The organism is Pseudomonas entomophila (assembly GCF_013523165.1).
GTDB classification, from domain to species: Bacteria; Pseudomonadota; Gammaproteobacteria; order Pseudomonadales; family Pseudomonadaceae; genus Aquipseudomonas; species Aquipseudomonas entomophila_A.
This window is the reverse complement of sequence record NZ_JAAMQI010000002.1, coordinates 36,827-63,464: the sequence shown is the minus strand read 5'-3', so window position 1 is coordinate 63,464 and position 26,638 is coordinate 36,827. Positions and strand designations below refer to the sequence as shown.

Annotated in this window: 24 protein-coding genes; 7 read left to right on the top strand and 17 right to left on the bottom strand. The window is 65.4% G+C overall.

The window, feature by feature from the left end; translation table 11 throughout:
* Window positions 1-73: 73 nt before the first annotated feature.
* The 15 genes from G7Z99_RS02070 to G7Z99_RS02005 all read right to left on the bottom strand — a co-directional run bounded on the left by G7Z99_RS02070 (window position 74) and on the right by G7Z99_RS02005 (window position 17,960).
* Window positions 74-3,658, bottom strand: coding sequence for a glycosyltransferase (locus G7Z99_RS02070; protein WP_181091579.1), 3,585 nt, complete (start codon window positions 3,656-3,658; stop codon window positions 74-76).
* A gap of 73 nt (window positions 3,659-3,731) precedes the next feature.
* The gene (locus G7Z99_RS02065; protein WP_181091577.1) at window positions 3,732-5,291 is read right to left on the bottom strand and encodes a flagellar hook-associated protein 3; all 1,560 of its coding nucleotides are present in this window, start codon (window positions 5,289-5,291) and stop codon (window positions 3,732-3,734) included.
* Between the two features lie 15 nt (window positions 5,292-5,306).
* Window positions 5,307-7,352, bottom strand: coding sequence for a flagellar hook-associated protein FlgK (flgK, locus tag G7Z99_RS02060; RefSeq protein WP_181091575.1), 2,046 nt, complete (start codon window positions 7,350-7,352; stop codon window positions 5,307-5,309).
* Window positions 7,353-7,364: 12 nt separating this feature from the next.
* Window positions 7,365-8,567 carry a flagellar assembly peptidoglycan hydrolase FlgJ gene (gene flgJ, locus G7Z99_RS02055; protein WP_181091574.1) on the bottom strand — a complete coding sequence of 401 codons (1,203 nt, stop codon included), beginning with the start codon at window positions 8,565-8,567 and terminating at the stop codon, window positions 7,365-7,367.
* 10 nt (window positions 8,568-8,577) lie between these two features.
* Window positions 8,578-9,687: a flagellar basal body P-ring protein FlgI gene (locus G7Z99_RS02050; RefSeq protein WP_181091571.1), complete on the bottom strand. Its 1,110-nt coding sequence runs from the start codon at window positions 9,685-9,687 to the stop codon at window positions 8,578-8,580.
* A gap of 12 nt (window positions 9,688-9,699) precedes the next feature.
* Window positions 9,700-10,395, bottom strand: coding sequence for a flagellar basal body L-ring protein FlgH (gene flgH / locus G7Z99_RS02045; RefSeq protein ID WP_181091569.1), 696 nt, complete (start codon window positions 10,393-10,395; stop codon window positions 9,700-9,702).
* Between the two features lie 57 nt (window positions 10,396-10,452).
* The gene (gene flgG / locus G7Z99_RS02040; protein ID WP_060394422.1) at window positions 10,453-11,238 is read right to left on the bottom strand and encodes a flagellar basal-body rod protein FlgG; all 786 of its coding nucleotides are present in this window, start codon (window positions 11,236-11,238) and stop codon (window positions 10,453-10,455) included.
* 46 nt (window positions 11,239-11,284) lie between these two features.
* A complete protein-coding gene (locus G7Z99_RS02035; RefSeq protein WP_181091567.1) occupies window positions 11,285-12,025 on the bottom strand; it encodes a flagellar basal body rod protein FlgF in 741 nt (246 codons plus the stop codon).
* Window positions 12,026-12,385: 360 nt separating this feature from the next.
* Entirely contained in the window at window positions 12,386-12,577 is a 192-nt protein-coding gene (locus G7Z99_RS19770) for a hypothetical protein (RefSeq protein WP_060394424.1), read from the bottom strand.
* Between the two features lie 99 nt (window positions 12,578-12,676).
* Window positions 12,677-14,038: a flagellar hook protein FlgE gene (gene flgE, locus G7Z99_RS02030; RefSeq protein WP_181091566.1), complete on the bottom strand. Its 1,362-nt coding sequence runs from the start codon at window positions 14,036-14,038 to the stop codon at window positions 12,677-12,679.
* A 28-nt stretch (window positions 14,039-14,066) separates the two neighbouring features.
* Window positions 14,067-14,786: a flagellar hook assembly protein FlgD gene (flgD, locus tag G7Z99_RS02025; protein ID WP_181091564.1), complete on the bottom strand. Its 720-nt coding sequence runs from the start codon at window positions 14,784-14,786 to the stop codon at window positions 14,067-14,069.
* A gap of 15 nt (window positions 14,787-14,801) precedes the next feature.
* A complete protein-coding gene (gene flgC / locus G7Z99_RS02020) occupies window positions 14,802-15,245 on the bottom strand; it encodes a flagellar basal body rod protein FlgC (protein WP_144938713.1) in 444 nt (147 codons plus the stop codon).
* A gap of 2 nt (window positions 15,246-15,247) precedes the next feature.
* Window positions 15,248-15,658, bottom strand: coding sequence for a flagellar basal body rod protein FlgB (gene flgB, locus G7Z99_RS02015; protein WP_181091562.1), 411 nt, complete (start codon window positions 15,656-15,658; stop codon window positions 15,248-15,250).
* 496 nt (window positions 15,659-16,154) lie between these two features.
* The gene (gene cheR / locus G7Z99_RS02010; RefSeq protein ID WP_181091560.1) at window positions 16,155-16,982 is read right to left on the bottom strand and encodes a protein-glutamate O-methyltransferase CheR; all 828 of its coding nucleotides are present in this window, start codon (window positions 16,980-16,982) and stop codon (window positions 16,155-16,157) included.
* A 48-nt stretch (window positions 16,983-17,030) separates the two neighbouring features.
* Window positions 17,031-17,960: a chemotaxis protein CheV gene (locus tag G7Z99_RS02005; protein WP_181091558.1), complete on the bottom strand. Its 930-nt coding sequence runs from the start codon at window positions 17,958-17,960 to the stop codon at window positions 17,031-17,033.
* A gap of 63 nt (window positions 17,961-18,023) precedes the next feature.
* Here G7Z99_RS02005 and flgA point away from each other — a divergent pair, with 63 nt between their 5' ends.
* The 4 genes from flgA to G7Z99_RS01985 all read left to right on the top strand — a co-directional run bounded on the left by flgA (window position 18,024) and on the right by G7Z99_RS01985 (window position 20,577).
* Entirely contained in the window at window positions 18,024-18,776 is a 753-nt protein-coding gene (gene flgA, locus G7Z99_RS02000) for a flagellar basal body P-ring formation chaperone FlgA (protein ID WP_181091556.1), read from the top strand.
* A gap of 151 nt (window positions 18,777-18,927) precedes the next feature.
* On the top strand, window positions 18,928-19,239 hold the full coding sequence (gene flgM, locus G7Z99_RS01995; RefSeq protein ID WP_181091554.1) for a flagellar biosynthesis anti-sigma factor FlgM: 312 nt from the start codon (window positions 18,928-18,930) through the stop codon (window positions 19,237-19,239).
* 46 nt (window positions 19,240-19,285) lie between these two features.
* Entirely contained in the window at window positions 19,286-19,753 is a 468-nt protein-coding gene (locus tag G7Z99_RS01990; RefSeq protein WP_181091552.1) for a flagella synthesis protein FlgN, read from the top strand.
* A gap of 80 nt (window positions 19,754-19,833) precedes the next feature.
* Window positions 19,834-20,577 carry a flagellar brake protein gene (locus tag G7Z99_RS01985; RefSeq protein ID WP_181091550.1) on the top strand — a complete coding sequence of 248 codons (744 nt, stop codon included), beginning with the start codon at window positions 19,834-19,836 and terminating at the stop codon, window positions 20,575-20,577.
* A gap of 201 nt (window positions 20,578-20,778) precedes the next feature.
* Here G7Z99_RS01985 and G7Z99_RS01980 read toward each other — a convergent pair whose 3' ends face one another.
* On the bottom strand, window positions 20,779-22,122 hold the full coding sequence (locus tag G7Z99_RS01980) for an MFS transporter (protein ID WP_181091548.1): 1,344 nt from the start codon (window positions 22,120-22,122) through the stop codon (window positions 20,779-20,781).
* A 246-nt stretch (window positions 22,123-22,368) separates the two neighbouring features.
* Window positions 22,369-22,854 carry a Bkd operon transcriptional regulator BkdR gene (gene bkdR / locus G7Z99_RS01975; protein WP_181091546.1) on the bottom strand — a complete coding sequence of 162 codons (486 nt, stop codon included), beginning with the start codon at window positions 22,852-22,854 and terminating at the stop codon, window positions 22,369-22,371.
* A gap of 193 nt (window positions 22,855-23,047) precedes the next feature.
* Here bkdR and G7Z99_RS01970 point away from each other — a divergent pair, with 193 nt between their 5' ends.
* Genes G7Z99_RS01970 through G7Z99_RS01960 form a run of 3 tightly spaced genes read left to right on the top strand, consistent with a single transcriptional unit; the run spans window position 23,048 to window position 26,637 of the window.
* Window positions 23,048-24,280, top strand: coding sequence for a 3-methyl-2-oxobutanoate dehydrogenase (2-methylpropanoyl-transferring) subunit alpha (locus G7Z99_RS01970; protein WP_181091544.1), 1,233 nt, complete (start codon window positions 23,048-23,050; stop codon window positions 24,278-24,280).
* A gap of 2 nt (window positions 24,281-24,282) precedes the next feature.
* The gene (locus G7Z99_RS01965; protein WP_181091542.1) at window positions 24,283-25,341 is read left to right on the top strand and encodes an alpha-ketoacid dehydrogenase subunit beta; all 1,059 of its coding nucleotides are present in this window, start codon (window positions 24,283-24,285) and stop codon (window positions 25,339-25,341) included.
* The gene (locus G7Z99_RS01960) at window positions 25,342-26,637 is read left to right on the top strand and encodes a dihydrolipoamide acetyltransferase family protein (protein ID WP_181091540.1); all 1,296 of its coding nucleotides are present in this window, start codon (window positions 25,342-25,344) and stop codon (window positions 26,635-26,637) included.
* The last annotated feature ends 1 nt before the right edge of the window (window position 26,638 follow it).

The window sequence follows — 26,638 nt, the reverse complement described above, 5'->3', positions numbered from 1 at the left end:
CAGTGCGTCAGCGCCGCGTCGACATCCTGGCGACCGGTGACTGACCGCACTGTTGTGCGCTTGCAGCATGGGGCTAGGGCGCCAACCACCCCCACTCCCATTGGCGCAGGTTGTCACCGTGCAGAACGAAATCGCGCATCACCGCCTCGCGCAGCGCCTCGCCCATGCGCTGGCTGGCGACGGGGTCGGCCAGATGCTGACGGATCGCCTGCAGCCATTCTTCGGTGCTGTTGGTATACACCCGCGTGCAGGGCAAGTAGCCGCGATACGCCTCGGTGTCGGTGCAGACCACTGGGTACCCGCAGGCACCGTACTCCAGCAGACGCAGATTGCTCTTACAGTCGTTGAACACGTGGAACTCGAGCGGTGCCAGCGCCAGGTCCAGGTCCAGGCTGGCCAGCTTGGCCGGATATGCATTCAGCGCGACACCCGGATGATATTCGTGGATATAGGGTTTGAGGTCATCCGGGCACATGCCAAAGAACACCCAGTGCACTTCGTCGGCCAAGGCACGCACCACCTCGGCGATGATCTCCAGATCGCCGCTATGGCTGGTCCCGCCCCCCCAGCCTACCCTGGGTTTGGGCGAGGTGCCCCGCCGGCTGGGTGCCAGCGTGGTCCACAGGTGCGGCGCCAGCATATTTGGCACCACACGAATGTCAGTGTGCATGTCCGCAAGTCGCTGGGCCAGCGCATGCGTCGTGACCACGACGCGGTCACACAGCCCGATGCCACGACGCAATTGTTGCTCGGTGTCGGCCGGTTTGTTGCGCGCATGGGTATTCTTGGTGGATGCCTGGATCACGTAGTCGTCGATTTCGAAGATGCGCCGCGCGCCAGAGAAGCGGGCGATGCGCTCGATGTCACGGACCGAGTCCTCGGAATGGCGCAGTTGGAATACGATCACGTCCGGATCCATGCGCGCCAGCTGCACGATGCTGGGCGATTCGTAGACCACCCGGCCAACCACGCGGCCTGCCGCCTCCAGCTGGCGAAATGGCTGATCAACCCGATAATGTCCGACGGCCGAGTCGTTCACGGGCAAACCCAGCACCGCCGGCAGCGCACGCGCACACAAGGGGTTCCAACTCCCTCGAAGGCTGGGTTCGAGGCTGAAGTCCGCACTGTTCAGACTCAGGCTCGGGCTGTAAGCCGGGTCGCGTGCCACCTTGGGCAGCCAACGCTTGCAGAACGCCTGTTGCTGCATCTGCCACTGGTCAGGATCGACGCCTGGCACACCTGATGGGTTCGAGGGCGTCTTGAGCAACCTGGCGTGCGGCGTGCCGACGACCAGGTAGCCGAGCTGGCCAGCGCGCAGACACAGATCGACCTCGGCCAGCCCCAGTGCCAGCGGTTGCGCGCTCAACCCACCCAGTTCATCGAAGACCGTCTTGCGGACCATCAGACAGCCCGCGCCCACGGCGCTCCAGTTCTGCACGACCTGCAGGCGTTGCAAGTAGCCTCGGGCCTGACTGTCTTCTCCGGCGAACGCTGGCCCTGAACTGCCTGCCACGCCCAGCACACGCCCGGCTTCGATGACACGACCACGGGCGTCGATCAGGGTGCCACCGACCACTGCCACCTCCGGGCGACGGGCCAAGTGCAGCATCTCGTCAAGCCAGTGGCCATCGAGCACCTCTACCGTGGCGCCGAGCAACAGCAGGTAGTCACCCCGGCCCTGGGCGGCGGCGCGGTCGATCAGCTGCGCAGGCTCGTCCACCTCTGGTACACGAATGACGCGCAGCAGACGTGCATCCAGCCCGGCCATCGCGTCGAGCCAATCCGTCACGGGCGCCGACAAGCCTGCGCCCGCCACCAATAGCAGTTCATAGTCCTTCGTGACAGTCCGCTCGAGCAGGCGCTCGACGCTGCTCTGCAACTGTTCGAGGCCCTCTTCGACAACCACGATGATCGTCACCGTGGCGCTACCTGCATGCTGGTAGTCGATGCGATTGAGCACGTCGAGCTGATCGTGTCGAACACGATACTCGACGCCAAGCCGGTCCAGGTGCGCACTCACCAACGCCTCACTGCCTTGAGCCACTGCCGGTGACGACAACCATTGGGCGAAGCTCGACGTGCACTGGGCCTGGATTTCGGCGATGTGATCGATGGCCTGGGGCCCACGCGTTTCTACCAGACGCCAGAGCAGATCGTGCGGCGCGAGCTCGCCGAAGCGGCCGTCCAGCCCGCCAAGTTCCAGGAGCGCGGCGCGCTCGAACGCCAGCATTCGGCCGACATACGGATAGCTGCGCAGCAGGTCGAGGTTGAAATCGGGTTTGAATACAGGCTCGGTTGGCGCATCGTCCACCCAGGCGCCTTCGTCGCCATACACACAGGCGATCCCGGGGAACACAGCCGCACGTTCGGCCAGCAGCAGACAGGCGGATTCGCTCAGGCGGTCACCCGCGCGCAACAGGTATACCCAGTCGACAGCAGGCGTCAAGGCCACCCAACGGTTGACCTGCACGGACCAATTTGCCTGCGGGGCCTCGTGCGATACGACCAACGACGGATGAGCGCTCGGCACGACGTTGCTCAGCAGCAGACAGGCCTGCGCCGGATAGAGTTGGCTGGCCAGGCTATCGAGCGTGCACTGCACGCCCTGAGTGTCTTCTTCCAGGTCCAGCACCACCACCAGCAGTCGTGGTTGCGTCGGCCAGGCCGATACGATTCGCGGCACCAGGCCGCGCTGCACCTCGCTGAACTGCCGAGCACTCAGCCACTGCCCGTAGAACTGTGCATAGCTTTCACAGTCGCTGCCCACCCGGCCACTGAGCCGCGTGTGCCAATTGCTGAGAATTCTCGCCACGCACAGTTCCTGCCAAGGCAGCGGCCGTTCTTGAGCCTGGTCCAGCGGCACGAAGCGTACCCAGCCGCTGGCCGGCGCCGATTCGCCGCTGCGCGCAGCCACCATCTGCAACAGCCAACGCCATTCTTGAGGCGCGCGTTGGACGACCTCCGGCAGCTTGCTGAAGCGTTCCGGGTGCAGTCGCTCGATCAATGCAGGCGTGCTGAGCATGACCATGTCGCCACGCCGCATCAGGCAAGCGAACACGGCGATGTCCAACAAAGCCTGGAAGCGCTGGCCATCGGCGCTGAGCGCGCGTAGCCAATGCAGCGCTTGATCGCGTCGCATCAACGCCGCCGACAGGTTGCCGAGAAAGTTGAATGGACGGCCTTCGAGCAGCGACAGCATGTCTTCGCCCTTGAAGAGGCTGTCCTCACTGGCGAACCGCGCATTGGCGATGCGCATGGGCAGGATGAAGTCGTTCTCGTCGCACAGCACTCGCTGAGACAGCACCAGGCTGACGTCCGGCAGGCTCGACAGCACCTTGACCTGCTCACTGATGCATTGCGGGAACAGGCGGTCGTCGTCGCACAGCACTTTCACTGCATCGTGGCTGGCCAGCTCGATCGCCCGTATCAGGTTGTCGATGAATCCGTTGCTGTCGTCGTGCCGCACATAACGCACGCGCGCTCGAGTGTCGGCGTCCAGTGCCGTGACGATCGCTTCGATCTCGGTCGTACGGCTGTCATCACAGACCACTATCTCCAGCGCGTCATGGGTCTGGGTGAGTGCGCTGTGCAAGGCGGGAGTGAAAAAGCGGGCACGGTGGGCAGGGATGACAAGGCTGACAGGCGTAGACTGATTCACGTGAATGACCCTGAAAAGAGGCATGCGTCTGCTTCGAGCGAAGCGACGCATGGTGGAGAACGTAGCACGTCAATCAGATGTAGTTGACCAGCGACAGGCTCGCGATCTTGGCATAGGCCTGCAGAGAGGCCGAGAGCATGTTGCTCTGCATCTGCAAGCGCAGCATGACCTCGGCCGGATCGCTCTCGCGGATCGAGCTCTGGGTCTTGGTGTTCTCGATGCTCAACGCCTCGTTGGTCTCGGTCTGCACGTCCAGCGCCTGCCCACGGCCGCCGATGGAGGCGATCGACGCCCCGACCTGGTTGCTGGCGTTGGCGATGTTGCCCACGGCGGCGTCCAGCGAGGCCAGGAAGGTCTGGCGGGCCGCCGGATCCTTGTCCATCGGCACACTCAGCGCCTTGCGCAGCTGGCCGATGGTGTCGAGCACGTTCTGGGTCTGGTGGGTATCGGCCTTGACCATGAACTGGTCGGCCGCCGCCGGCGTGCCGGCGACCTGGAAGCTCACCCCGGCGACGGTCGCGACACCGTTGGCCAGGGTGCCCTTGCCCACCGGCCGGCTGTTGTCGTTGACCGGCGCGGCGTACAGTTCGAAGTCGTTGTCGCTGGTGAAGCGCAGGACGGCGCTCTCGCCAGGGAACGTCGACTGGTAGGCGTCCGGGTTGCTGATCGACGCACCGGTGACCTGGGCCGTCGACGGGTTGCCAGCGCTACGCGTGCCGACCAGGGTGTCGGGCTTGGAGCCGAGCGAGAAGACATGCCCTGCGATGGAGCCGTCAGGGTCGGCGCTGTCGGGCTTGACCTGCAAGCGCAGGTCGACGCCCCGGAAACTGAGGGTGTTGCTGTCGGCCGACGGGTTGAAGGTGCCGCTCTCGCCCACTTCGGCGGTCACGTCCTTGCCCGCGGCATCGGTGATCTTCAGCTGCGTGCTGCTGGTGAACTCGATCTGGTACGGCTCGCCACTGCGGAACCGGTCGTTGTAGGTGGTGTTGCCCGACACCTGGCCGTTGGACAGGCTGACTCGCCCATCGTCGGTGGCCGGCGAGACCAGCTTGGTCTCGCTGCGGCTGGTGTTGAGCGCCTGCTCGAACGCGCTGTAGCCGGTCTCGTTGGCCGCCAGGCTGATCATGTCGCCGACCTGCAAGGTCAGGCTGACTTCGTCGCCCTGGTAGCTGTAGGTGCCGTCGGCATTGCGCACGTAGGGCTGGGTGCTGCCTTTGGAGCCGGAGAACAGGTAGCTGCCGGTCTCGTCCTTGGTGTTCATCAAGGTGTACAGCTGGCTTTCCAGCGACGACAGCTCGTCGGCGTTGGCCTTGCGGTCCGAGTCGGTGAAGGCGCCGTTGCCGGAACTGACTGCCAGCTCGTTGACCCGCTGCAACAGGGTGCTGATCGAGCTGAGCGTGGTCTCGGCGGTGCCCAGCGAGTTGCGCACGCTGGTGACGTTGGTGCTGTACTGCTCGAGCATGTTCTGCTGCTGCTCGAGCTGCAGCAGGCGCGCCGAGCCGACCGGATCGTCCGCCGCCGAACGGATGCGCAGGTTGTCGCTGGCGTCCTGCTGGCTCTTGACCGTGTTGGCGTAGCTGCGCTGGTAGTTGGCGCTGCTGGTGTTGTAGAACTGCGAGGTCGAGATACGCATGGTCAGGACGCTCCTTTAAAGGCTGTTGATCAAGGTGGCGAAGGTTTCCTGGGCCGCCTTGATGATCTGCGACGACGCGGTGTAGTACTGCTGGAACTTGATCAGGTTGCCGGTCTCTTCGTCGATCGAGACGCCGGACACCGAATCGCGGCTGTCCCGGGCCGACTGCTGCAAGGCCGAGGTGGCCGTGCTGTCCATGCTCGCCTGGGACGCCTTGCCACCGACGTTGGACACCAGCTTGGCGTAGGCATCGGTGAAGCTCATGCCCTTGCCGGTGGCGCCGACGTCGACGCTGGAGCCGTTCTGCAGGGCCAGCAGCGCCTGGGCGTTGCGGTTGTCGGTAGAGCCCGAACCGGTCAGCGAGACGGTGAAGCTGTCGCCCTTGCGGGGGACGCCCTCCACGCTCATCTCGAAGGTGAACGCCTGCTGCTGGCCGTTCTCGGTGATCGGGTTGCCGCTGGCGTCGACCATCGGCACGCTCAATTTGAGTGCGTTGTTCTGCCCGGCGACGATGGTGCCGGTACCGATCTGCGTGCCCTGGGCATCGTACAGCTGGTAGCCCTGGGGCGAGGCGCTGTCGTCGCCGAACACCAGCTTGACCGGGGTGGAATACTTCAGGCCGGTCTGCAGCTGGCTGCGCTGGGCGGCATCGTAGGCGTCCAGCTTCGAGGTCAGCGTCGGCTGCCCGGCCACTGCCGTGCCCTTGTTGCCCAGGGCGGTGCTGATGCTCAGCGGCGCAGACAACGCCAGGCGCTTGGCGTCGGTCAGGCTGGTGCCGATGTCGCCGGCGCCGCTGCGGGTCGGCACGATGCGGAAGCTGTCGCCCGCCTTCGGTGCACCGCCGTTCATCGCCAGGCTGAAGCCATCGATCACCGGCGCCGGATCGGCGTTCAGGTCGAAGCTGCCCAGCTCGGTGTTGTCCGGCAGGCGCCGCACGCTGTAGGTCGAGGCGTTGCTGAAAGTCACCTGGTAGTCGTTGGTGGTGAGCTTGCCGCTGTTCTCGATGGTCACGCCCAGGTTGCCCGAACCGACACTGTTGCCGATCCGCGGGATGCTGCGCTGGCTGGTCGCCTCGGCGCTGTTGATGTCGCCGAACAAGGCGGCGCCGAACTCGCCGTTCTTGTCCAGGCCTTGCGCCAGCTGGCTGTTCATCGAGTCGGACACGACCAGGGCGATACGGCCCAGCTCGTTGAGTGCCGGGTCCAGGGTGTCGCTGCGGTAGCGCAGCAGGCCGCCCATCTCGCCACCGGTGGTGCTGGCGGTGATGTCCATCTGGGTGGTGCCGCGGTTGAGCATCAGCGCCATGCGCGTCGGGTCGCTCTGACCAGGCGCCACCGACAGGGTCTGGGTGGTCTTGCCCAGCACCAGCGACTGGCCGTTGTTCAGGTAGATGTCGTAGTTGCCTTCGCGCTCGACCACCTGGGCGCCGACCAGCGACGTCAGCTCGCGCACCGCGCCATCGCGCTTGTCGAGCAGGTCATTGGGCGTGCCCTGGGTCGCCGAGACGCGGGCGATCTGGTCGTTGTACTGAGCGATGGTGCTGCTGAGCTTGTTGACCTGGTCGGCCATGGTGGCCAGGTTGCCATCGATGTTGGTGCTCTGCTGCGTGAGCTGGGTCGACAACGCGTTGAAGCGCTTGCCCAGGGTCTGGGCACTGGTCAGCAGCAACTGCCGCGAGGCGTCCTCGGTCGGGCGCGCGGAGACTTCCTGCAAGGCGCTGAAGAAGCTCTGCAGGGCCGAGGTGACGCCGGTGTCGGTGCTCGACAGCGACTTGTCCAGCGGGGTGATCTGGTTGAGGTAGGCGGTCGAGTCGCTGCTCAGGCTGGTGGTGGTGCGCAGCTGGTTCTCGAGGAACGAATTGTACACGCGGCGCACGTCGGCCAGGGTGGTACCGGTGCCGATGTAGACGTTGCCGTATTGCTGCGAGCCCTTGGTCTGCTGGACGATCTGCTGGCGCGAATAGCTGGCCACGTCGGCATTGGCAATGTTGTTGCCCAGGGTGTGCAACCCCGACTGCGCGGCGTTCAGGCCGGAGATGCCGATATTGATCAAACTCGCCATGGTTGCGGGCCCTTATAGTTGCCGAGTGGTCGTCAGAGCCGCATAGCTCTCGGTCGACTTCATCTGCTTGGCTATCTGCGAAATCTTGCTGGCATAGGCAGGGTCGGTGGCGTACCCGGCCTTTTGCAGCTCTTTGACGAACTGTTCTGGTTTATCGGCAGACGCGACCGCATCTTTATAGCGCGCGTTGTTCTGCAGCAGGCTGACCAGGTCGTGGAAGCTGTCCTGGTACGACGCGTAGGACCGGAACGATGCCGTTTCCTTGACGAACTTGCCGTCGCGGAACTCGCTGGTGATCGCCCGCGCCTTGTCGCCTTCCCAGTTGCCGCTGGCCTTGATGCCGAACAGGTTGTGGCTGTTGCTGCCGTCGGCGTTGCGCATCACCGACTTGCCCCAGCCGGTTTCCAGCGCCGCCTGGGCGACCAGGTAACGCGGGTCGACGCCGATGCGCTTGGCGGCCGCTTCGGCCATCGGCAGCATGGTGGCGACGAAGTCGTCGCTGCCGGAGAAGGCCTTTTGTGGCGCCAGTGGCGGCTGCGCGACGCTGCGGCTGAGCCCTTGCAACTGCGTGCGGTCCGGCGCGGCGAAGGCACGGGCCGTGGACGCGACGGCAGCCACGCCTTCGCGCGCCGGCAGCGCGGCGGTGTTGGTCGTCGTAGCGGCCGCCGTGGCCGCCGTGGCCGACGGCACGATGCCCGCCAGCAGACGGTCGGTCAGCTTGCCCGGCAGGGCCAGGCGCCGGGCGTTGAGCGCCGCGACGTCGTTGCGCCCGTGGACGTCGCCACTGACCGCCGAATGGGCACCGGCCACGCCCTGCCGGCCCCACAGGGTCGGCGCGCTGCCCTCGCCCCGCGGGAACGGGCTGGTGTTGCCCACGGCCGGGCTCTTCTGCTTGGACAGCTGACGCATCAGCACGTCCTGCAGGCCGATGCCGCCGCCCTGGCGCGACATGCTCACCGCCATCTGCTGGTCGTACATGTCCTGGTACTGCTTGACCGTCTCGGTGTTCATCGGGTTGTCGTCGGCCAGCACGTTGCTGGCCTTGCGCGAGGCCTTGAGCATTTCGCTGACGAACAACGACTCGAATTCCTGGGCCACCTTGCGCAGGTTGCCTTCGCTGTCGCGATCACCGTGCTTGAGCGAGCTCAGGCGGTTGAGGTCGGTGTAGGCACCGCTGTCGGCTTGACTGGAAACCAGGCTCTTGGCGTTGTTCATCGTACGGTCCTCAAATCACGATCAGGTCGGCCTGCAGCGCCCCGGCCTGTTTCAAGGCTTCGAGGATCGCCATCAGGTCACCGGGCGCAGCGCCGACTTGGTTCACCGCGCGGACGATCTCGTCGAGCGTGGTGCCGGGGCCGAACTTGAACATGGGCTTGGCTTCTTGCTGGGCGTTGACCCGCGAGCGCGGCACCACGGCGGTCTGGCCACCGGACAAGGCGCCCGGCTGGCTGACGATCGGGTCCTCGGTGATGGTCACGGTCAGGCTGCCATGGGTCACCGCTGCCGGCGATACCTTGACGTTCTGCCCGATCACGATGGTGCCGGTGCGCGAGTTGATGATCACCTTGGCCACGGCCTGGCCTGGATCGACCTCCAGGTTTTCCAGGATCGACAGGTAGTCGACGCGCTGGCTCGGGTCCATCGGCGCGGTGACCTGCACCGAGCCGCCATCGATGGCCTGGGCCACACCTGGGCCGAGCAGCTCGTTGACCTTGTCGACGATGTGCTTGGCGGTGGTGAAGTCCGGGCGGTTGAGGTTCAAGGTCAGGCTGTTGCCCTGGTTGAAACCGCTCGGCACCGCACGCTCGACCGATGCGCCACCGGGGATGCGCCCGGCCGACGGAACGTTGACGGTGATGCGCGAGCCGTCGCGACCTTCGGCGTCGAAGCCGCCGACCACCAGGTTGCCCTGGGCGATGGCGTAGACATTGCCGTCGATCCCCTTGAGCGGCGTCATCAGCAGGCTGCCGCCGCGCAGGCTCTTGGAGTTGCCGATGGACGACACGGTGATGTCGATCACCTGGCCCGGCTTGGCGAACGCCGGCAGATCGGCGTGCACCGACACCGCCGCGACGTTCTTGAGCTGCACGTTGCCCGACCCTGGCGGCACCTTGATGCCAAACTGCGACAGCATGTTGTTGAAGGTCTGCAGGGTGAACGGCGTCTGCGTGGTCTGGTCACCCGTGCCGTTGAGCCCCACGACCAGGCCGTAGCCGATCAGCTGGTTGGTCCGCACGCCGGAAATGCTGGCGATGTCCTTCAGCCGTTCGGCCTGGGCACCGAATGCACAGGTCAGCAGCAGGGTCGCGACAATCAGGTGCCTAACGTTGAGCATGGTCGTGCGCACTCAGAAGGGGAACAGCGGGCTGAGGAAGAAGCGGTCGAACCAGCCGGGCTGGCTGGCCTCGGCGAACGAGCCCGTGCCCGAGTAGGTGATGCGCGCATCGGCGACCCGGGTCGAGGGCACGGTGTTGTCGGTGGCGATGTCGTCGGCACGGACCAGCCCGGCGATACGCACCAGCTCGTCGCCGGTGTTCAGGGTCATCCACTTCTCGCCGCGCACGGCGATGATGCCGTTGGGCAGCACCTCGGCCACGGTCACGGTGACCGAGCCGGTCAACGTGTTGCCTTGGGCCGCCTTGCTGTCGCCCTTGGTGGTGCGGTCACCGCTGTAGCCGGCGTCGAGCGACAGATCGCCGCCGCCGAACGGGTTGTTGGTGGTGGCCGAGCCGCCGAACAGCGAGGTCAGGCCCAGCTTGGCGCTGCTGTTCTTGGCGATCTGCGAGCCGGCGTTCTTGCTCGCCGAGGTGCGCTCGTTGAGGGTGATGGTGATGATGTCACCGACCCGGAACGCCTTGCGGTCGCTGTAGAAGTTCTGCTCGAACCCGGCCTGGTAGATCGACCCGTTGTTGGCCGCCGCCGGCAGCGGCGTGCGCGGCAGCACCGGCGCGTAGTAGGGATCGTTGGGCTTGGCTGCCGGCGCCACGCAACCGGTCAGCACCAACGCACTGCCCAGGGCGAACACGGAAAACAGACGATGCATGACGCTTACCTCACGGTGTGACGGACGCTGCGGGCGCAGCCGGATCGCTTTCAAGGGTTACAGCTGTTGAGTCACGAACGACAGCATCTGGTCGGCGGTGGAGATGACCTTGGAGTTCATCTCGTAGGCGCGCTGGGTGGTGATCATGTTCACCAGCTCTTCCACGGTGCTGACGTTGGAGTTCTCCAGGGTCTGCTGCAAGGTGGTGCCGAAGCCGTTCAGGCCTGGCGTACCGACCTGCGGCGCACCGCTGGCGGCAGTTTCCAGGAACAGGTTGTTGCCGATCGCCTGCAGGCCGGCGGGGTTGATGAAGTCGGCGGTCTGCAGGTTGCCGATCACCTGGGAGGCAGCGTTGCCGGAGGTGGTGATCGACACGGTGCCGTCCTGGCCGACGGTGAAGGTCATGGCATCGGGCGGCACGACGATGGCCGGCTCCAGCGACAACCCGTTGGCGGTGACGATCTGGCCATCGGAGTTGAGGTGGAAGGTACCGTCACGGGTATAGGAGACCGTGCCGTCGGGTTGCAGCACCTGGAAGAAGCCGCGCCCGTTGACCGCCATGTCCAGCGGGTTCTCGGTGGTCTGCAGGCTGCCGACCGCGAAGTTCTTCTGGGTGCCGACGATGCGCACACCGGTACCGACCTGCAGGCCGGAGGGCAGCTGGCTGTCCTGGGTGGACTGGGCACCAGGCTGGCGCTTGGTCTGGTACAGCAGGTCCTGGAACTCGGCGCGATCGCGCTTGAAGCCGGTGGTCGAGACGTTGGCCAGGTTGTTGGAAATGACCGTCAGGTTGGTGTCCTGGGCGGACAGGCCGGTCTTGGCGACCCACAGAGCCGGAAGCATGGGATTCTCCTCGTGTGCCTGTTTTACGGCACGTGTTCAGGTGTGATTAGCCGATTTGCAAGACGCGGGCCATGGCTTCATCGCCTTCCTTGGCCGTGTTCATCATCTTGATGTGCAGTTCGAATTGCCGGGACAGCGCCAGGACCGAGGTCATCTCCTCGACGGCGTTGACGTTGCTCGCCTCGAGAAACCCCGAGACCATGCGCACGGTGCCGTCGGCCGGCGCGGGCTGGCCGTCGCCGGTGTGCAGCAGGCCGTCGGTGCCTTTGCTGACGGCCTTGATGTCCGGCTTGACCAGCTTGATCCGGTCGACTTCGGCGATGACGCGAGGGTCCTCGCCCATGCCGCGGATGCTGATGGTGCCGTCCTCGCCGATCTCGACCTTCTGCTGTGGCGGGATGGCGATCGGGCCGCCATTGCCCATCACCGCCATGCCGTTGCCGGCACGCAGCACGCCCAGGGCGTCGATGTTCAGGCTGGCGGTGCGCACGTAGGCTTCGCTGCCATCGGGTGCCTGCACCGCGATCAGGCCATCGCCGCTGACCGCCACGTCCAGGTCACGCCCGGTTTCCTGCAGGGCGCCTGGGGTGAAGTCGGTGGCGGGCCGCTCGGTCATCGCATAGGCCCGCGCCGGAAAGCTGTCACCGAACACCGGCATCGAGCGTGCCTGCTCCAGATCACGCTGGAAGCCGCTGGTCGAGACGTTCGCCAGGTTGTTGGCATGGGCCTGTTGCGCCAGCGCGTTCTGGCTGGCGCCACTCATGGCCACGTAGAGCAATTTGTCCACTTCGATCCTCCGCTGCACGGGCAAGCGATTGCCGCTGGCCGTTGCTGTGCTGGCTGTTAAGCAAGCTTTGCGCCAACTCTGCGAAAACACGGAAAGACCCCGTGTTCACGGGGCCTGGGGATGAACGGTCGGGACCGCGATGACGGTTATCCGGCGGTTGTTTGCCGCTTGCCGGTAGCCGGCAATGCAGCTGTTGAACGTACCGGCCCTATCGCCGGCAAGCCGGCTCCCACAACAGCCCTACCGCTGCACGCTCGGCACTGGAGCCATGGACGTGTCGCTGACGACCCGGACGGTGCAGAGCGGGTGTGGGAGCCGGCTTGCCGGCGATGCAGGTACCGGCCCAACCGCAACGGGCTCTCAGTGGTCGCGACAGGCTGCGTTGTTGAAGGGGCCGGCAAACCGCTTCCAGCCCTCGCCGGGCGACCATTGTGAGCAGACCAGATGCCCATCGACCTGGCTTTCCCAACGGAACCAGGGCGCAGCGGCGGCGTGGGCCTGAGCCAACAGCACGGCGCCGGCAAGGGCAGACACAAGGAGCGACGCGCGCATACAGGCACTACCCCCTACGAAAATGACGTGAAGACCACGGCGACGCGAGCGCCTGGTGTGCCGGGCTCGTGGCTGCGGCACACCAGGCGCTGACCCCCATCAGGTCATCTGGATGGTGGTCTGCATCAGGGTGCTTTCGGTAGAAATGGTCTTGGCGTTGGCCTGGTAGTAGCTCTGCGCCTTGATCAGATCGACCAGCTCCTGGGTCAGGTTGACGTTCGAGGATTCCAGCGAGCCGGACTCGATCGAGCCCAGGCTGCCGGTCTTCGGCGTGTCGACGCCTGCTGCGCCCGAAGCATAGGTGGCCTGCCAGCGGGTGCCGCCGATCTTGGCCAGGCCTTGGTCGTTGGCGAAGCTGGCGACGGCCACCTGGCCGATGGCCCGGGACTGCTGGTTGCTGAAGCTGGCGAACAGCACGCCCGACGGGTCGACGCTCAGGCTCGACAGCGTGCCGGTGGCGTAGCCGTCCTGGGATTGCGAGACGCGCGCGGTGTCGCTGTTGTACGACGTGGTCGTGCCCATGCCCAGCTTGATGCCCTTGGCATCGCCCGCCGCGCCGTTGGCCGCCCACACGCCGGCACCGTTCTTCTCGGCCGGGACCCAGCCCGCCAGGGTGAAGGTGTTGTCCGCCACGGTGAACGACGCACCGGTAGGCAGGCCGGTGTTGTTGGCGGTCATGCTGTTGATCGAGCCGTCACTGTTGAAAGCGAGCGAGCCGGTCAGCGGCTGCGTGCTGGTCGGGTCCATCGGGTTGCGACCGTCGATCAGGGTGTACATCGACCACTGGTTGGTGTCGGTCTTGCGGTAGAACTGCTCCAGCGTGTGCTCGTTGCCCTGGCTGTCGTAGACCTTGGTCGGGAACGAGCGGCTGTAGGTCGAGTCGTCCGACGGGTCGAACGGCTTGTTGGCGACCATCGCCGGCGGCGTGTTGCCGTCGGACACCTGCAGCGGGATCGAGGTGGCCGAGGAGTCCAGGTTCAGGCCCTGGTCGACCTTGGTGGTGGCCTTGGGCTGCAGCGCCGAGGTGTCGATCTTCAGGTCGGTCAGGCCGGTCTTGAGGATCTTGCCCGAGGCATCGGCGGCGTAGCCTTGCAGGCGGTCGCCGTCGGCGCTGACGATGTAGCTGTCCTTGTCGGTCTGGAACGCACCGGCACGGGTGTAGCTGGTCGAGTTGCCATCGTTGAGGATGAAGTAGCCCTGGCCCTGGATGCCCATGTCCAGCACGTTGCCGGTGTTGGTCACGTCACCCTGGTTGAACTGCTGGGACACGGCCGCCAGGTTCACACCGCTGCCGATCTGCTTGCCCGCGGTGCCCAGCCGGTTGGCCCCGGCGTAGACGTCGGCGAACTCGGCACGCGAGGACTTGAACCCCGTGGTGTTGGCGTTGGCGATGTTGTTGCCGGTCACGTCCAGCTGCTTGTTGGCGGCGTAAAGGCCACTCAGGCCGATGTTGTACGACATGTTTCACTCCTGATGCCGTGAACCGGCGTCAAATACCGATGGTTTGCACTTTGGACAACGCGACCTGACCGACACCGGACAGGTTGAGCATCATTTCCCCGCCGGTCTGGCTGAGGGTCACACTGGTGACGGTAGCGGGCAGCAAGGTGCCCAGGGCTACCGACGCGCCATCGACGGTGGTCTTGGCGTCGAAGTGGTAGGTGCCGGGGTCGACCTTCTCGCCGCTGGCGTTGGTGCCGTCCCAGATGAAACTGGCATTGCCGGCGCTCTGCGGGCCCAGCTCGAGGGTCTTGATCACCTTGCCGCTGGCGTCGCTGACGCTGACCGTGGCGCCGCTCACCGACTGCGGCAACACCACGCTGCCGTTCAGGCTCTTGCTGGTGTCGACCACGGCCTGGTCGTTCTGCACCACCACCGACCGCCCGACCAGGGACGAGGCCTGCAGGGCGCGGGACGAGCCGAGCGCGCTGGAAATGGAGGTCACCGACTCGTTGAGCGAGGAGATGCCTTCCAGGCTGCTGAACTGCGCCAGCTGGGCGACGAACTCGCTGTTGTCCTGCGGGTCGAGCGGGTTCTGGTTCTGCATCTGGGTGACCAGCAACTGCAGGAACGCGTCCTTGCCGAGCGCCTGCTGGCTGGCGCCGGTGAGGCTGGCGCTCTTGCTGGTGCTGCTGGGGGTGGCGCTGGTCACGGTGGACGCTTTGAGGACGTCCGTCAGGTTGACCGCGCTGGTGCTATCGACTGCCATGGCCGGGGTTCCCTATCACTGACCGAGGGTCAGGACTTTCTGCATCATTGTCTTGGCGGTGTTCATCAGCTCGGCGTTGGTCTGGAACGACCGGCTGGCGGAGATCATGTCAGCCATCTCCTCGACCACGTTGACGTTGGGGTAGTAGACGTAGCCGTCCTTGTTCGCCGCCGGGTGGTTGGGTTCGTAGCGCGCTTCCAGGTTGCTCTGGTCCTCGACGATCCCGGTCACCTGTACGCCCTGCCCGGCTTCGCCCTGGTCTTCGAACAGCGACTGGCCCATGCCGGACTGCGCCTGCTGGAAGGTGGTGGCGAACACCGGGTGCCGGGCACGGTAGGTCTGGTCGACGCTCGACGACACCGTTTCGGCGTTGGCGATGTTCGACGCCACCGTGTTGAGGCGGGTGTTCTGCGCACTCATGCCGCTGCCGGCGATGTTGAAGACGTTGGCGAGGGACATGGTCATTCTCCGCGCAGGGCCGACATCAGCCCTTTGAATTTGTTGTTGAGCAAGGTGAAGCTGGCCTGGAAGCCGATGGCGTTCTCGGCGTAGCTCGACTGCTCGAGCTGGGCGTCGACGGTGTTCTGGTCCAGCGACGGCTGCAACGGGGTGCGGTACTGCAAGACGTCGTCGGTCGCGGACGCCAGCCCTTCGGCCTCGATGTGGCGATTGCTGGTGCGCTCCAGGGTCATGCGGCCGCCCTGGGTCTTCTGCGACTCGGCGGCGAGCACCGACGAGAAGTCCAGGTCGCGCGCTTTGTAGTTCGGCGTGTCGGCGTTGGCGATGTTGTTGGCCAGCACCTCGGCCCGCTGGGCCCGAAAGCCCAGGGCTTTTTCATGGATGCCGAGCGCCTTGTCGAAACTGATGCTCATGTCAGAAAACCTTCGCAGGACGGCCAGAATGGTCGGATGCGATGTATTAGCAAGGCTTGTGCCAATATGGCAGGAGGCAATGAATGCGGGGTCTGTGCGTGAAAGTGTCGAGATGGCTGCCAGAAAAGCGGCAATTTTTTTCCGCAGGGTGACGGGAAAGCGGCAATGGCAGGTGGTGGGCTACGAGCTACAAGGATCATGGCTGGGCCATGGAGGTGAACGTGTGACGAGGGCGTGGCTGCCTTTGTGGGCCCTGCGGGCCCAATCGCGGCACTGGGGCCGCTCCTACACCCGTAGCCTCACCGCGGCGTGGCAGGCCATCGCGGTTCCTACACCCACAGCCTCACCGCGGCGTGGCAGGCCACCGCGGTTCCTGTGGGAGCGGCCCCAGTGCCGCGATCGGGCCCGCAGGGCCCGCAACATCAGCCACGCCGTCCACGGCTGGAACGACGCTTCTACAGCCACGAAACAGGCGGCCGCCGAGGGCCGCCCTCCTTCACTTGGCCTGGTAGATGATCCCCGGGCTGCATTGCACCATCTGGAAATGGTCCGGCAACCCGTTGAGCGCCTCGGACGCACCAAGGAACAGGTACCCGCCCGGCTTGAGGGTGCTGTGGATGCGCAACAGGATGTCTTTCTTCACCTGCGCCGAGAAGTAGATCAGCACGTTGCGGCAGAACACCACATCGAACTTGCCCAGGCTGGCATAGCTGTCGAGCAGGTTGAACGGGCGGAACTCGACGCGGCTGCGAATCGGCGCCTTGATCGCCCAGCGCCCGGCCCCACGGCTGTCGAAGTAGCGCTGCAGGCGCTCCTGCGACAGACCGCGGGCGATCGCCAGGCTGTCGTACTCGCCGGTCTTGCAGTTGGCGAGCATGGCGCCGGACAGGTCGGTGGCGACGATCTGCGCGCCGGCCTTGAGTTGCCCGAGGTTGGTCCGCTCGAACTCGTCGATGGACATCGACAGCGAGTACGGTTCCTGACCCGACGAGCACGCCGCCGACCAGACACGCAGGCGCTGGCCCGGGTTCTTGCGGATGAACTCGGGAATCACCTTGTTCTTGAACACCTCGAACGGGTAGGTATCCCTGAACCACAAGGTCTCGTTGGTGGTCATGGCGTCCACCACCTGCTCGCGCAAGCCGCCACGTGGCTGGGTCTGCAAGCGCTGCACCAGTTCGCCCAGCGACTTGATGCCCTGTTGCTCCATCAGCTTGTTGAGACGGCTGGAGACCAGGTACTGCTTGTTCTCGCCCAACAGAATCCCACAGGCTTTCTCCAGGAAGACCCGGAACTGCTCGAAATCCAAATTACCCGTAGACACAGTGGCCGTCCCTCGAATCTCATGTCGCGCCAGAGCATGCTCGGCCATTTAATACGCAGCCTTGATACGATCGACTACGCGTTGTGCCAGGTCATCCGGCCTGAATTTGGCCAAGAAGTCATCCGCGCCGACCTTCTTGACCATGGCATGGTTGAACACGCCAGAAAGCGAAGTATGCAGCAGGATGTGCAGTTTCTGCATGCGCGGATCGCTGCGAATCTCCGCCGTCAGGGTATAGCCGTCCATTTCGGGCATCTCGATGTCGGAGATCATCATCAGGAATTCCTCCTCCGGGCGCTTGCCCTCGTCCGCCAGCGCGTGCAGGTAATTCAGCGCCTGACGCCCGTCGTTGAGCGCCACCACCTCGACCCCGACCGTCTGCAGGCACCGGCTGACCTGCTTGCGCGCCACCGATGAGTCGTCGACGATCAGCACGCGCTGCATCACTGCCTTGTCCTGCACCTCGGCGTCGATCACGCCTTCGGAGATGGACTCGGACGTCGGCGCGACTTCGGCCAGCACCTTCTCCACGTCGATGATCTCGACCATGCGGTTGTCCAGGTGCGTCACGGCGGTGAGGTAGTGGTCGCGACCGGTGCCCTTGGGTGGCGGATGGATCTCCTCCCAGTTCATGTTGACGATGCGCTCGACCGAGTGCACCAGAAAGCCCTGAGTCTTGGTGTTGTACTCGGTGATGATCACGAAGCTGTTGCGCGTTTCCTCGCGCAGCGCCGGCAGCCCGGTCGCCAGCGACAGGTCGATGATCGGGATGGTCGCGCCGCGGATGTTGGCCACGCCGCGCACCACCGAATGGGACCGAGGCAGCAGCGTCAGGTCAGGGCACTGCAGCACTTCGCGAACCTTGAACACGTTGATTCCATAGAGCTGTGCGCCATTGAGGCGAAACAGCAGCAGCTCCAGCCGATTCTGCCCGACCAGCTGCGTGCGCTGGTTGACCGAATCCATTACACCTGCCATGCCTTGCTCCTTCCTCGATGAGCGCTTCGTGCAAGTCGGCACGAGCTTTGCTATTCGAGCGGTATGCCTGAGAAAACGACAGTATCCCGACGAATGATGCGCCAGTTGCCTGCCCTGGTGGCCGCGACGTGTCTGCTTGCACCCGGCCTGCGCCCGCACGCCGACACGTTCACCGCGCCTGAACAGCTTATCGGCGTGGCCCAGGGGTTTCTTGAGTACGCCGTCGAGGATTATCTGGCGACCAGCCAGACCGAGGGCCGTTACGAGGTGGAGGTCAACACGATCGACCCGCGCCTGCGCATGCCCCTGTGCGACCGCGACCTCGACGCGTCGCTGGAAAGCCCCGCGCAGCCCATGGGCCGGGTGACGGTGCGCGTACGCTGCAACGGCGCGGCGCCTTGGACGGTGTTCGTCCCGGCACAGGTGCACCTGTACCGTGAGGTGGTGGTGATGAGCCGGCCGCTCAAGCGCGAAAGCGTCATCGGCGAAGGTGACGTCGTTCTGCGCGAACGCGACGTGGGCAGCCTGAACCGGGGTTTTCTCAGCCAGCTCGACCAGGCCGTCGGCATGAAGCTGGTGCGCCCGACCGTGCTCGATCAAGTCTTGACGCCTCAACACCTGGAGCAGGCCGAGGTGATCCGCAAGGGCGATCACGTGGTGATCATCGCCCGCAGCGGCAGCCTGAGCGTGCGCATGCCGGGCGAGGCGCTGGTCAAGGGTGGTCTGAGCGAGCAGATCCGCGTGCGCAATCTCAACTCCAACCGGGTGGTGAAGGCCATGGTCGTGGGGCCAGGGCAGGTCGAGGTGGCCATGTAGACCGGGCTGGCGGTTCAGGCCGGCTTTTCCTACACTGTGCCGCTAGGGTTTAATCGAACCCTGCTGACAAGCGGTTGCCTTTTCGTGCCTAAAGTTTTTGCACCGATGGCCGAAAACAAGGCAAGCGTCCTGAACCCAGAGGTTTCTGATCATGGTCATCGACTTCAGTCGTTTGAACAATTCACCATCCGTCGGCGGTACGCGTGCCGTGGGCTCCGCCAACAGCACCGAAAAAACTGCCGACACCAGCGCCACCGCGCCGCGTGCCAGCGTCAGCGGCGAAGCCGTGCATCTGAGCCAGGAGGCCCAGCAGTTGCAGAAGATCACCGACAACCTGCGCGATCAGCCGGTCGTGGACAAGGGCCGCGTGGCGGCGCTGAAGCAGGCCATCGCCGATGGCAGCTACCAGGTCGATGCCGGTCGAGTCGCCAGCAAACTGCTCGGTTTCGAAGCGCAGCGCTGACCTTTCGTCGCCCTGACGTCCCGTACGTTCACGCCAAGAGCCTGCCATGCACGACACCAGCTTGCTGCAACTGATCGAAGACGACATCGCCCCGACCCAGGAGCTGCTGACCTTGTTGCAGAACGAGGCGGTCGCCCTGCATGGTCGGGACATGGTCGTGCTGGAGAACATCCTGGCACGCAAGCAATCGCTGATCGTGCTGCTCGAGCAGCAAGGCCGTCGCCGCAACCACCTGCTGAACAGCCTCGGCCTGTCGGCCGACCGCGCAGGGGTGCAGGCCGTTGCCGCGCAGTCTTCCCTGGGCGAGGTGCTGCTGCAGCAGCTCGACGTGCTCACGGGGTTGATGGAGGCCTGCCAGGCGATCAACGAGACCAATGGCCGGGTCATCCAGATGCAGCAGCAGGCGACCGCGACCCAGGTCCGCATCCTCATGGGGGGTGAATCCCCGTCGCTCTACAACAGCCGTGGCACCACCGCCCCACTTGCCGGCCCTCGCACGCTCAGCCAAGTGTGAATACTGCTGTCAAGGCGCGATACATGCTGGCAGAATGCCTCGCCTTGCGTGTGTCGTTTTTGCCTGGAGATTGATTACCCGTGTTCGATGATGCCGATGCCCCTCAGCCGCCCCAGGTGCTGACCACACCTCTGGAGGTGGTGTCCAACCTGCGCGCCCTGCAAGACAGCCATGACCCGCTGATCATCACCTTCCATGACCGCGCGCAGCGTTTTCAAAGCTATGTGGTGGACGTCGATCGGGACAGCGGCACGCTGGCGCTGGACGAGCTGATTCCACGCGACGGCGAGAAATTCATCGAGAACGGTGAAGCCTTCCGGGTCGAAGGCTTCCACGACGGCGTGCGCATCGCCTGGGAATGCACCACGGCGCTGACCATCAGCCAGTGCGGCCAGGGCCGCTGCTACAAAGGCAGCCTCCCGGAGCAGATCGTCTACCACCAGCGCCGCAATGCCTTCCGGGCCGCGCTCAAGCTGTCGCAACTGGTGGACATCGTGCTCGATGGCGACCGGCTCAAGGGCAGTGGCCTGCTGCGCGGCAAGCTGCTGGACATCTCGGCCACCGGTTGCAAGCTTCGCTTCGACGGCAACGTGGAGGACTACCTGCAACTGGGCCAGGTCTACGACCGGTTCAGCGCCAGCAAGCCACTGGGCATGTCCCAGGTGATGGTGGAGCTGCGGCACCTGCATTACGAAGAGCGGTTCAACACCACGTTCGCCGGGGTGCGCTTCCACAACCTCAATGGCCAGGTGCAGCGGCGCGTCGAGAGTTTCGTGTACCAGCTGCAGCGCGAGGCGCGGCGGTTCGATCAGGACGATTATTGAGCTTCAGGGCCTTTCGGGCCCATCGCGGCCAGTCCGGCGTCCCGGCAGGGGCCGCTCCTACAGGAAGGTCGCGCCGGGCTGGCAGATCAGCGACGCGGTCAACTGTAGGAGCGGACCCTGTGCCGCGATTGGGCCCAAAGGGCCCGCAACATCCCGCAGCATCAGTCGATGCAAAGAACAGCACCCACTGACCTGCACTCCTTACTTGCGCGGTTCCTCCTCGACGACCTCCGTCTCCGGCACGCCCCCCTGTTCCGGGTCCTCCTCCTCGGTGTCTTCCGCCGCTACCGGCGCCTGCATCACGTCGTGCACCACCTGCTCGTCCACGCGTGGGTCCAGCGCGGCCGACAACGGCGAGCCGGCCGCCGGCATGGCCACGTGGTGCAACGGTGCATCCTCGACCTGGTGCAGCCCGGTCACGGCTTTCGGGCGGATCCGCCATACCAGCACCAGCGCGAAGAACACGAAGAAGGCATACAGCATCTGCGGGCCGAGCAGTTTCATCAGTACACCGGCGACCAGTGGGCCGATGCTGGCGCCGACGCCGTAGGTCACCAGCAGCATGGCCGTCAGCGAAACCCGGCGTTCGCTCTCGACGTGGTCGTTGGAAAACGCCACGGCCAGCGGGTACAGGCAGAACTGCAGCAGCGAAATCAAGAAACCGATGCCGAACAGGACTTCCAGAGGCACCACTGGCAGCAAGGCCAGGGGCAGCGAACTGAGCGCCATGCCCGTGGCGACGGTGCGGATCAGCACGGCACGGTCATAGCGGTCGGACAGCCAGCCCAGCGGCCACTGCACCACCAGGCCTGCGAAGATGCAGAAGCCCATGAACAGACCGACCTGCTCGGTACTCAACCCCTGCCCTGCGGCATATACCGGTGCCAGGCCGTAGAACGACCCGACGATCAGCCCCGCGCCCAGCACGGTACTCAACGATTGCGGCACACGCTTGATGAAGAAGCGTGGCTCCATCGGGGCCGGGCGCAAGGGCGCCGGGTGAATGCGCCGGGTCATGGCCACCGGCACCAGGCACAGGGCGAAGCACATCGCGACCAGCATCAGCAGTTCAGGGCCCAGTTCGGGGTGCACCACCAGGATCAGCTGGCCGAGCACCAGCCCCAGGTAGGAGAAGATCATGTAGCCACTGAACACCGCGCCGCGCTGCTTGGCATCGGCCTGTTCGTTGAGCCAGCTCTCCAGCACCATGTACTGGCACATCATGCCCATGCCGACGATCATCCGTAGCCCGACCCAGGCCGGTAGCCAGTCGGTCATGCCATGCCCGAGCACGGCGGCCCCGACGATGCCGGCGCACGTCGCATAGGCGCGGATGTGCCCGACGCGGGCGATCAGCCGGTGACCGATCTTGCCCCCGACCGCCAGGCCGAAGTAGTTGGCGGCCATCAGCGCACCGACCCACAGGCTGTCGACCTGCTCGGCGGCCAGGCGCAGGGCCAGGTAGGTGCTGAGCAGGCCGGAGCCGATCAACATCATCAGGGCAGCGAAATACAGCGAGCGAAATGACTTCCAGATCTGTCGCATCGGCGTCCCGTAGGCTCCTTGGTGCAGGTGAAAGAAACGATTGGCCGGGGCAAGTGGCAAACCAAGAGCATAAGGGCTAACGCCGAATGCCGCAGGCCCGGCCAGGCAAAAAAACATCATTGGACGCAGGGTCGCAGAGGGCCCACGAGGGCGCCACGCTGCGCACGAACACAGGTTCGATGAACGCCTTGGGCAACAGTTCCCGGACCAGGGACAATGCCTCGTCGATCACGTGCGGCCCTGTCGTCACTCGCGCAGGGTCAGGCCATTGCCGGGCAAAGGCAGTGCGGTCTTGTAGCGCACCTGCTTGAGCGCGAAGCTGGAGCGGATGTTGGCCACGCCCGGCAGGCGCGTCAGGTAATCGAGAAACCGCTCCAGCGCCTGGATGCTGGGCAGCAGCACGCGCAACAGGTAGTCCGGGTCGCCGGTCATCAGGTAGCACTCCATGACCTCGGGGCGTTCGGCGATCTCTTCCTCGAAGCGGTGCAGCGACTGCTCGACCTGTTTTTCCAGGCTCACGTGGATGAACACATTGACGTCCAGGCCCAGCACGTCGGGCGCCAGCAGGGTGACTTGCTGACGGATCACGCCGGCCTGCTCCATGGCCTTGACGCGGTTGAAGCAGGGGGTCGGCGACAGGTTGACGGCACGCGCCAGGTCGGCGTTGGTGATCCGGGCGTTCTCCTGCAACTGGTTGAGAATGCCGATGTCGGTGCGATCGAGTTTTCGCATCAGAGAAACTCACCTTGTTCTTGTGGTTATGCAGAATATTTATCCGTTGCATGGCACAAAGGCAACGCACATCAGAGAAATATTCTTCCCGACTGCTCCTATCATTGAGGTGACCAGGACCTGCCGCCCATCTTTCGGCAGGTCGGCACGACTTCGAAGCTCACAACAATAATCCCGAGCGAGCGTGGACAGCATGAACGAGTACGCACCGCTGCGCCTGCACGTGCCTGAGCCTACGGGCCGGCCCGGCTGCCAGACCGATTTTTCCTACCTGCGCCTGAACGATGCAGGCCAGGTTCGCAAACCCCCGATCGACGTCGAACCGGCCGACACCGCCGACCTCAGCCACGGGCTAATCCGCGTGCTCGATGGCCAGGGCAACGCGCTCGGCCCCTGGGCCGAGGGCATCGCGCCGGACGTCCTGCGCCAGGGCCTGCGCGCCATGCTCAAGACGCGGATCTTCGACAACCGCATGGTGGTCGCCCAACGACAGAAGAAGATGTCCTTCTACATGCAGAGCCTGGGCGAGGAAGCCATCGGCACAGCCCAGGCCCTGGCGCTGAACCGTGACGACATGTGTTTCCCGACCTATCGCCAGCAGAGCATCCTGATGGCGCGCGACGTGTCGCTGGTGGAGATGATCTGCCAACTGCTGTCCAACGAGCGCGACCCGCTCAAGGGCCGTCAGTTGCCGATCATGTATTCGGTTCGCGACGCCGGCTTCTTCACCATCAGCGGCAACCTGGCCACGCAGTTCGTCCAGGCGGTCGGCTGGGCCATGGCCTCGGCGATCAAGGGCGACACGCGAATCGCCTCGGCCTGGATCGGCGATGGCGCCACCGCCGAATCCGACTTCCACACCGCCCTGACCTTCGCCCACGTGTACCGGGCTCCGGTGATCCTCAACGTGGTCAACAACCAGTGGGCGATCTCGACCTTCCAGGCCATCGCCGGGGGTGAGGCGACCACCTTCGCCGGCCGTGGCGTGGGCTGCGGCATCGCGTCGCTGCGGGTGGACGGCAACGACTTCCTGGCCGTCTACGCCGCCTCGTGCTGGGCCACCGAACGTGCACGCCGTGGCCATGGCCCGACGCTGATCGAATGGGTGACCTACCGTGCCGGCCCCCACTCCACCTCCGACGACCCGTCCAAGTACCGCCCTGCCGACGACTGGCGCCACTTCCCGCTGGGCGACCCGATCGCGCGCCTGCGCCAGCACCTCGAAGCCCTCGGCCTCTGGTCGAGCGAGGAGCACGAGGCGGTCAGCGCCGAACTCGAGGCTGAGGTGATCGCCGCGCAGAAGGAAGCCGAGCGCCATGGCACGCTTGCCAATGGCCACATTCCCAGCGCCGCGTCGATGTTCGAGGACGTCTACAAAGAGATGCCCGAACACCTGCGCCGCCAGCGCCAGCAGATGGGGGTTTGACGATGAACGATTGCAACAGTGGCATCGACCTGGACACCGCCGTGCGCACCCGGGACATGACCATGATCCAGGCCTTGCGCTCGGCCATGGACCTCATGCTCGAGCGCGATGACGACGTGGTGATCTACGGCCAGGACGTGGGCTACTTCGGCGGTGTGTTCCGCTGCACCGAAGGCCTGCAGGCCAAGTATGGCGCGTCGCGGGTGTTCGATGCCCCGATCTCCGAGAGCGGCATCGTCGGCACCGCCGTGGGCATGGGCGCCTACGGGCTGCGCCCGGTGGTGGAAATCCAGTTCGCCGACTACTTCTACCCGGCGTCCGACCAGATCGTCTCGGAGATGGCGCGGCTGCGCTACCGCTCCGCCGGCCAGTTCATCTCGCCGCTGACCCTGCGCATGCCCTGCGGCGGCGGCATCTATGGTGGGCAGACCCACAGCCAGAGCCCGGAAGCGATGTTCACCCAAGTCTGCGGCCTGCGCACGGTGATGCCGTCCAACCCGTACGACGCCAAGGGGTTGTTGATCGCCTCGATCGAATGCGATGACCCGGTGATCTTCCTGGAGCCCAAGCGCCTGTACAACGGGCCGTTCGACGGCCATCACGACCGGCCGGTGACACCCTGGTCCAAGCACCCGCTAAGCGCGGTCCCGGAGGGTTACTACCAGGTGCCGCTGGACAAGGCGGCGATCGTCCGCCCTGGCGACGAGGTCACGGTGATCACCTACGGCACCACGGTCTACGTGGCCCAGGTCGCGGCCGAGGAAAGCGGCGTGGACGCCGAGGTGATCGACTTGCGCAGCCTCTGGCCGCTGGACCTCGACACCCTGGTCGCGTCGGTGAAGAAGACCGGCCGCTGCGTCATCGTGCACGAGGCCACGCGTACCTGCGGCTTCGGCGCCGAACTGGTCGCGCTGGTGCAGGAGCACTGTTTCCATCACCTGGAAGCGCCGATCGAGCGCGTCACCGGCTGGGACACCCCTTACCCCCACGCGCAGGAGTGGGCCTACTTCCCCGGCCCTGCCCGCGTGGGCGCCGCATTGAAACGGGTCATGGAGGTCTGAATGGGCACGCACGTCATCAAGATGCCGGACATCGGCGAAGGCATCGCTCAGGTCGAACTGGTGGAATGGTTCGTCAAGGTCGGCGATGTGATCGGCGAAGACCAGGTCGTGGCCGACGTCATGACCGACAAGGCCACCGTGGAGATCCCGTCGCCCGTGGCGGGCACGGTGCTGGCCCTGGGCGGCACGCCAGGGGAAGTCATGGCGGTCGGCAGCGAGCTGATCCGCATCGAGGTCCAGGGCGCCGGCAATGCCGCGGACACGCCCCGCGCGGACGTCTCTCCTGCTGCGCACCCTGCCCCGGCCGACGCTGCGCCTGCCGTTTGTGCTGCACCCCCGGCCCCGGCCCAGCCGGCGCCCGCTGCGCCCGCACCCGCGCTCGACGCGCCCAGGATTCCGTCCTCGACGCGGCAGGCGCTGCCCGCCGAGAAGCCGCTCGCCTCGCCGGCCGTGCGCAAGCGTGCCCTGGAGGCCGGCGTCGAGCTGCGCTATGTACAGGGTAGCGGCCCGGCCGGCCGGATCCTGCACGAAGATCTCGACAGCTTCCTGCAGCGCCCTGCCACAGGCGCCCCCCGGCACGCTGGTCCTGCGCCACGCACCGACAGCCGTCAGATCCCGGTGATCGGGCTACGGCGCAAGATCGCCGAGCGGATGCAGGATGCCAAGCGTCGGGTCGCGCACTTCAGCTACGTCGAGGAAGTCGACGTGACGGCACTGGAAGCGCTGCGCAAGCAGCTCAACGACACTTGGGGCGAGCGCCGCGGCAAGCTGACCTTGCTGCCGCTGCTGGTGCGCGCGCTGGTCGTGGCGCTGCGCGACTTCCCGCAGATCAACGCCACCTACGACGATCAGGCCCAGATGATCACCCAGCACGGCGCCGTGCACGTGGGCATCGCCACCCAGGGCGACAACGGCCTGATGGTGCCTGTGCTGCGCCACGCCGAAGCCGGTGGCCTGTGGGACAACGCGGCCGAGATCGTCCGCGTGGCCCAGGCTGCGCGCCAGGGCAAGGCCAGCCGCGACATGCTCTCCGGCTCCACCATCACCCTGACCAGCCTCGGCGCCCTGGGCGGCATCGCCAGCACGCCGGTGATCAACGTGCCGGAAGTGGCCATCGTCGGCGTCAACCGCATGGTCCAGCGGCCGGTGGTGGTCGACGGGCAGATCGTGGTCCGGACCCTGATGAACCTGTCCAGCTCCTTCGACCACCGCGTGGTCGACGGCATGGACGCCGCCCGCTTCATCCAGGCCGTGCGCGGCCTGCTCGAGCAACCTGCCTGCCTGTTCGTGGAGTGAC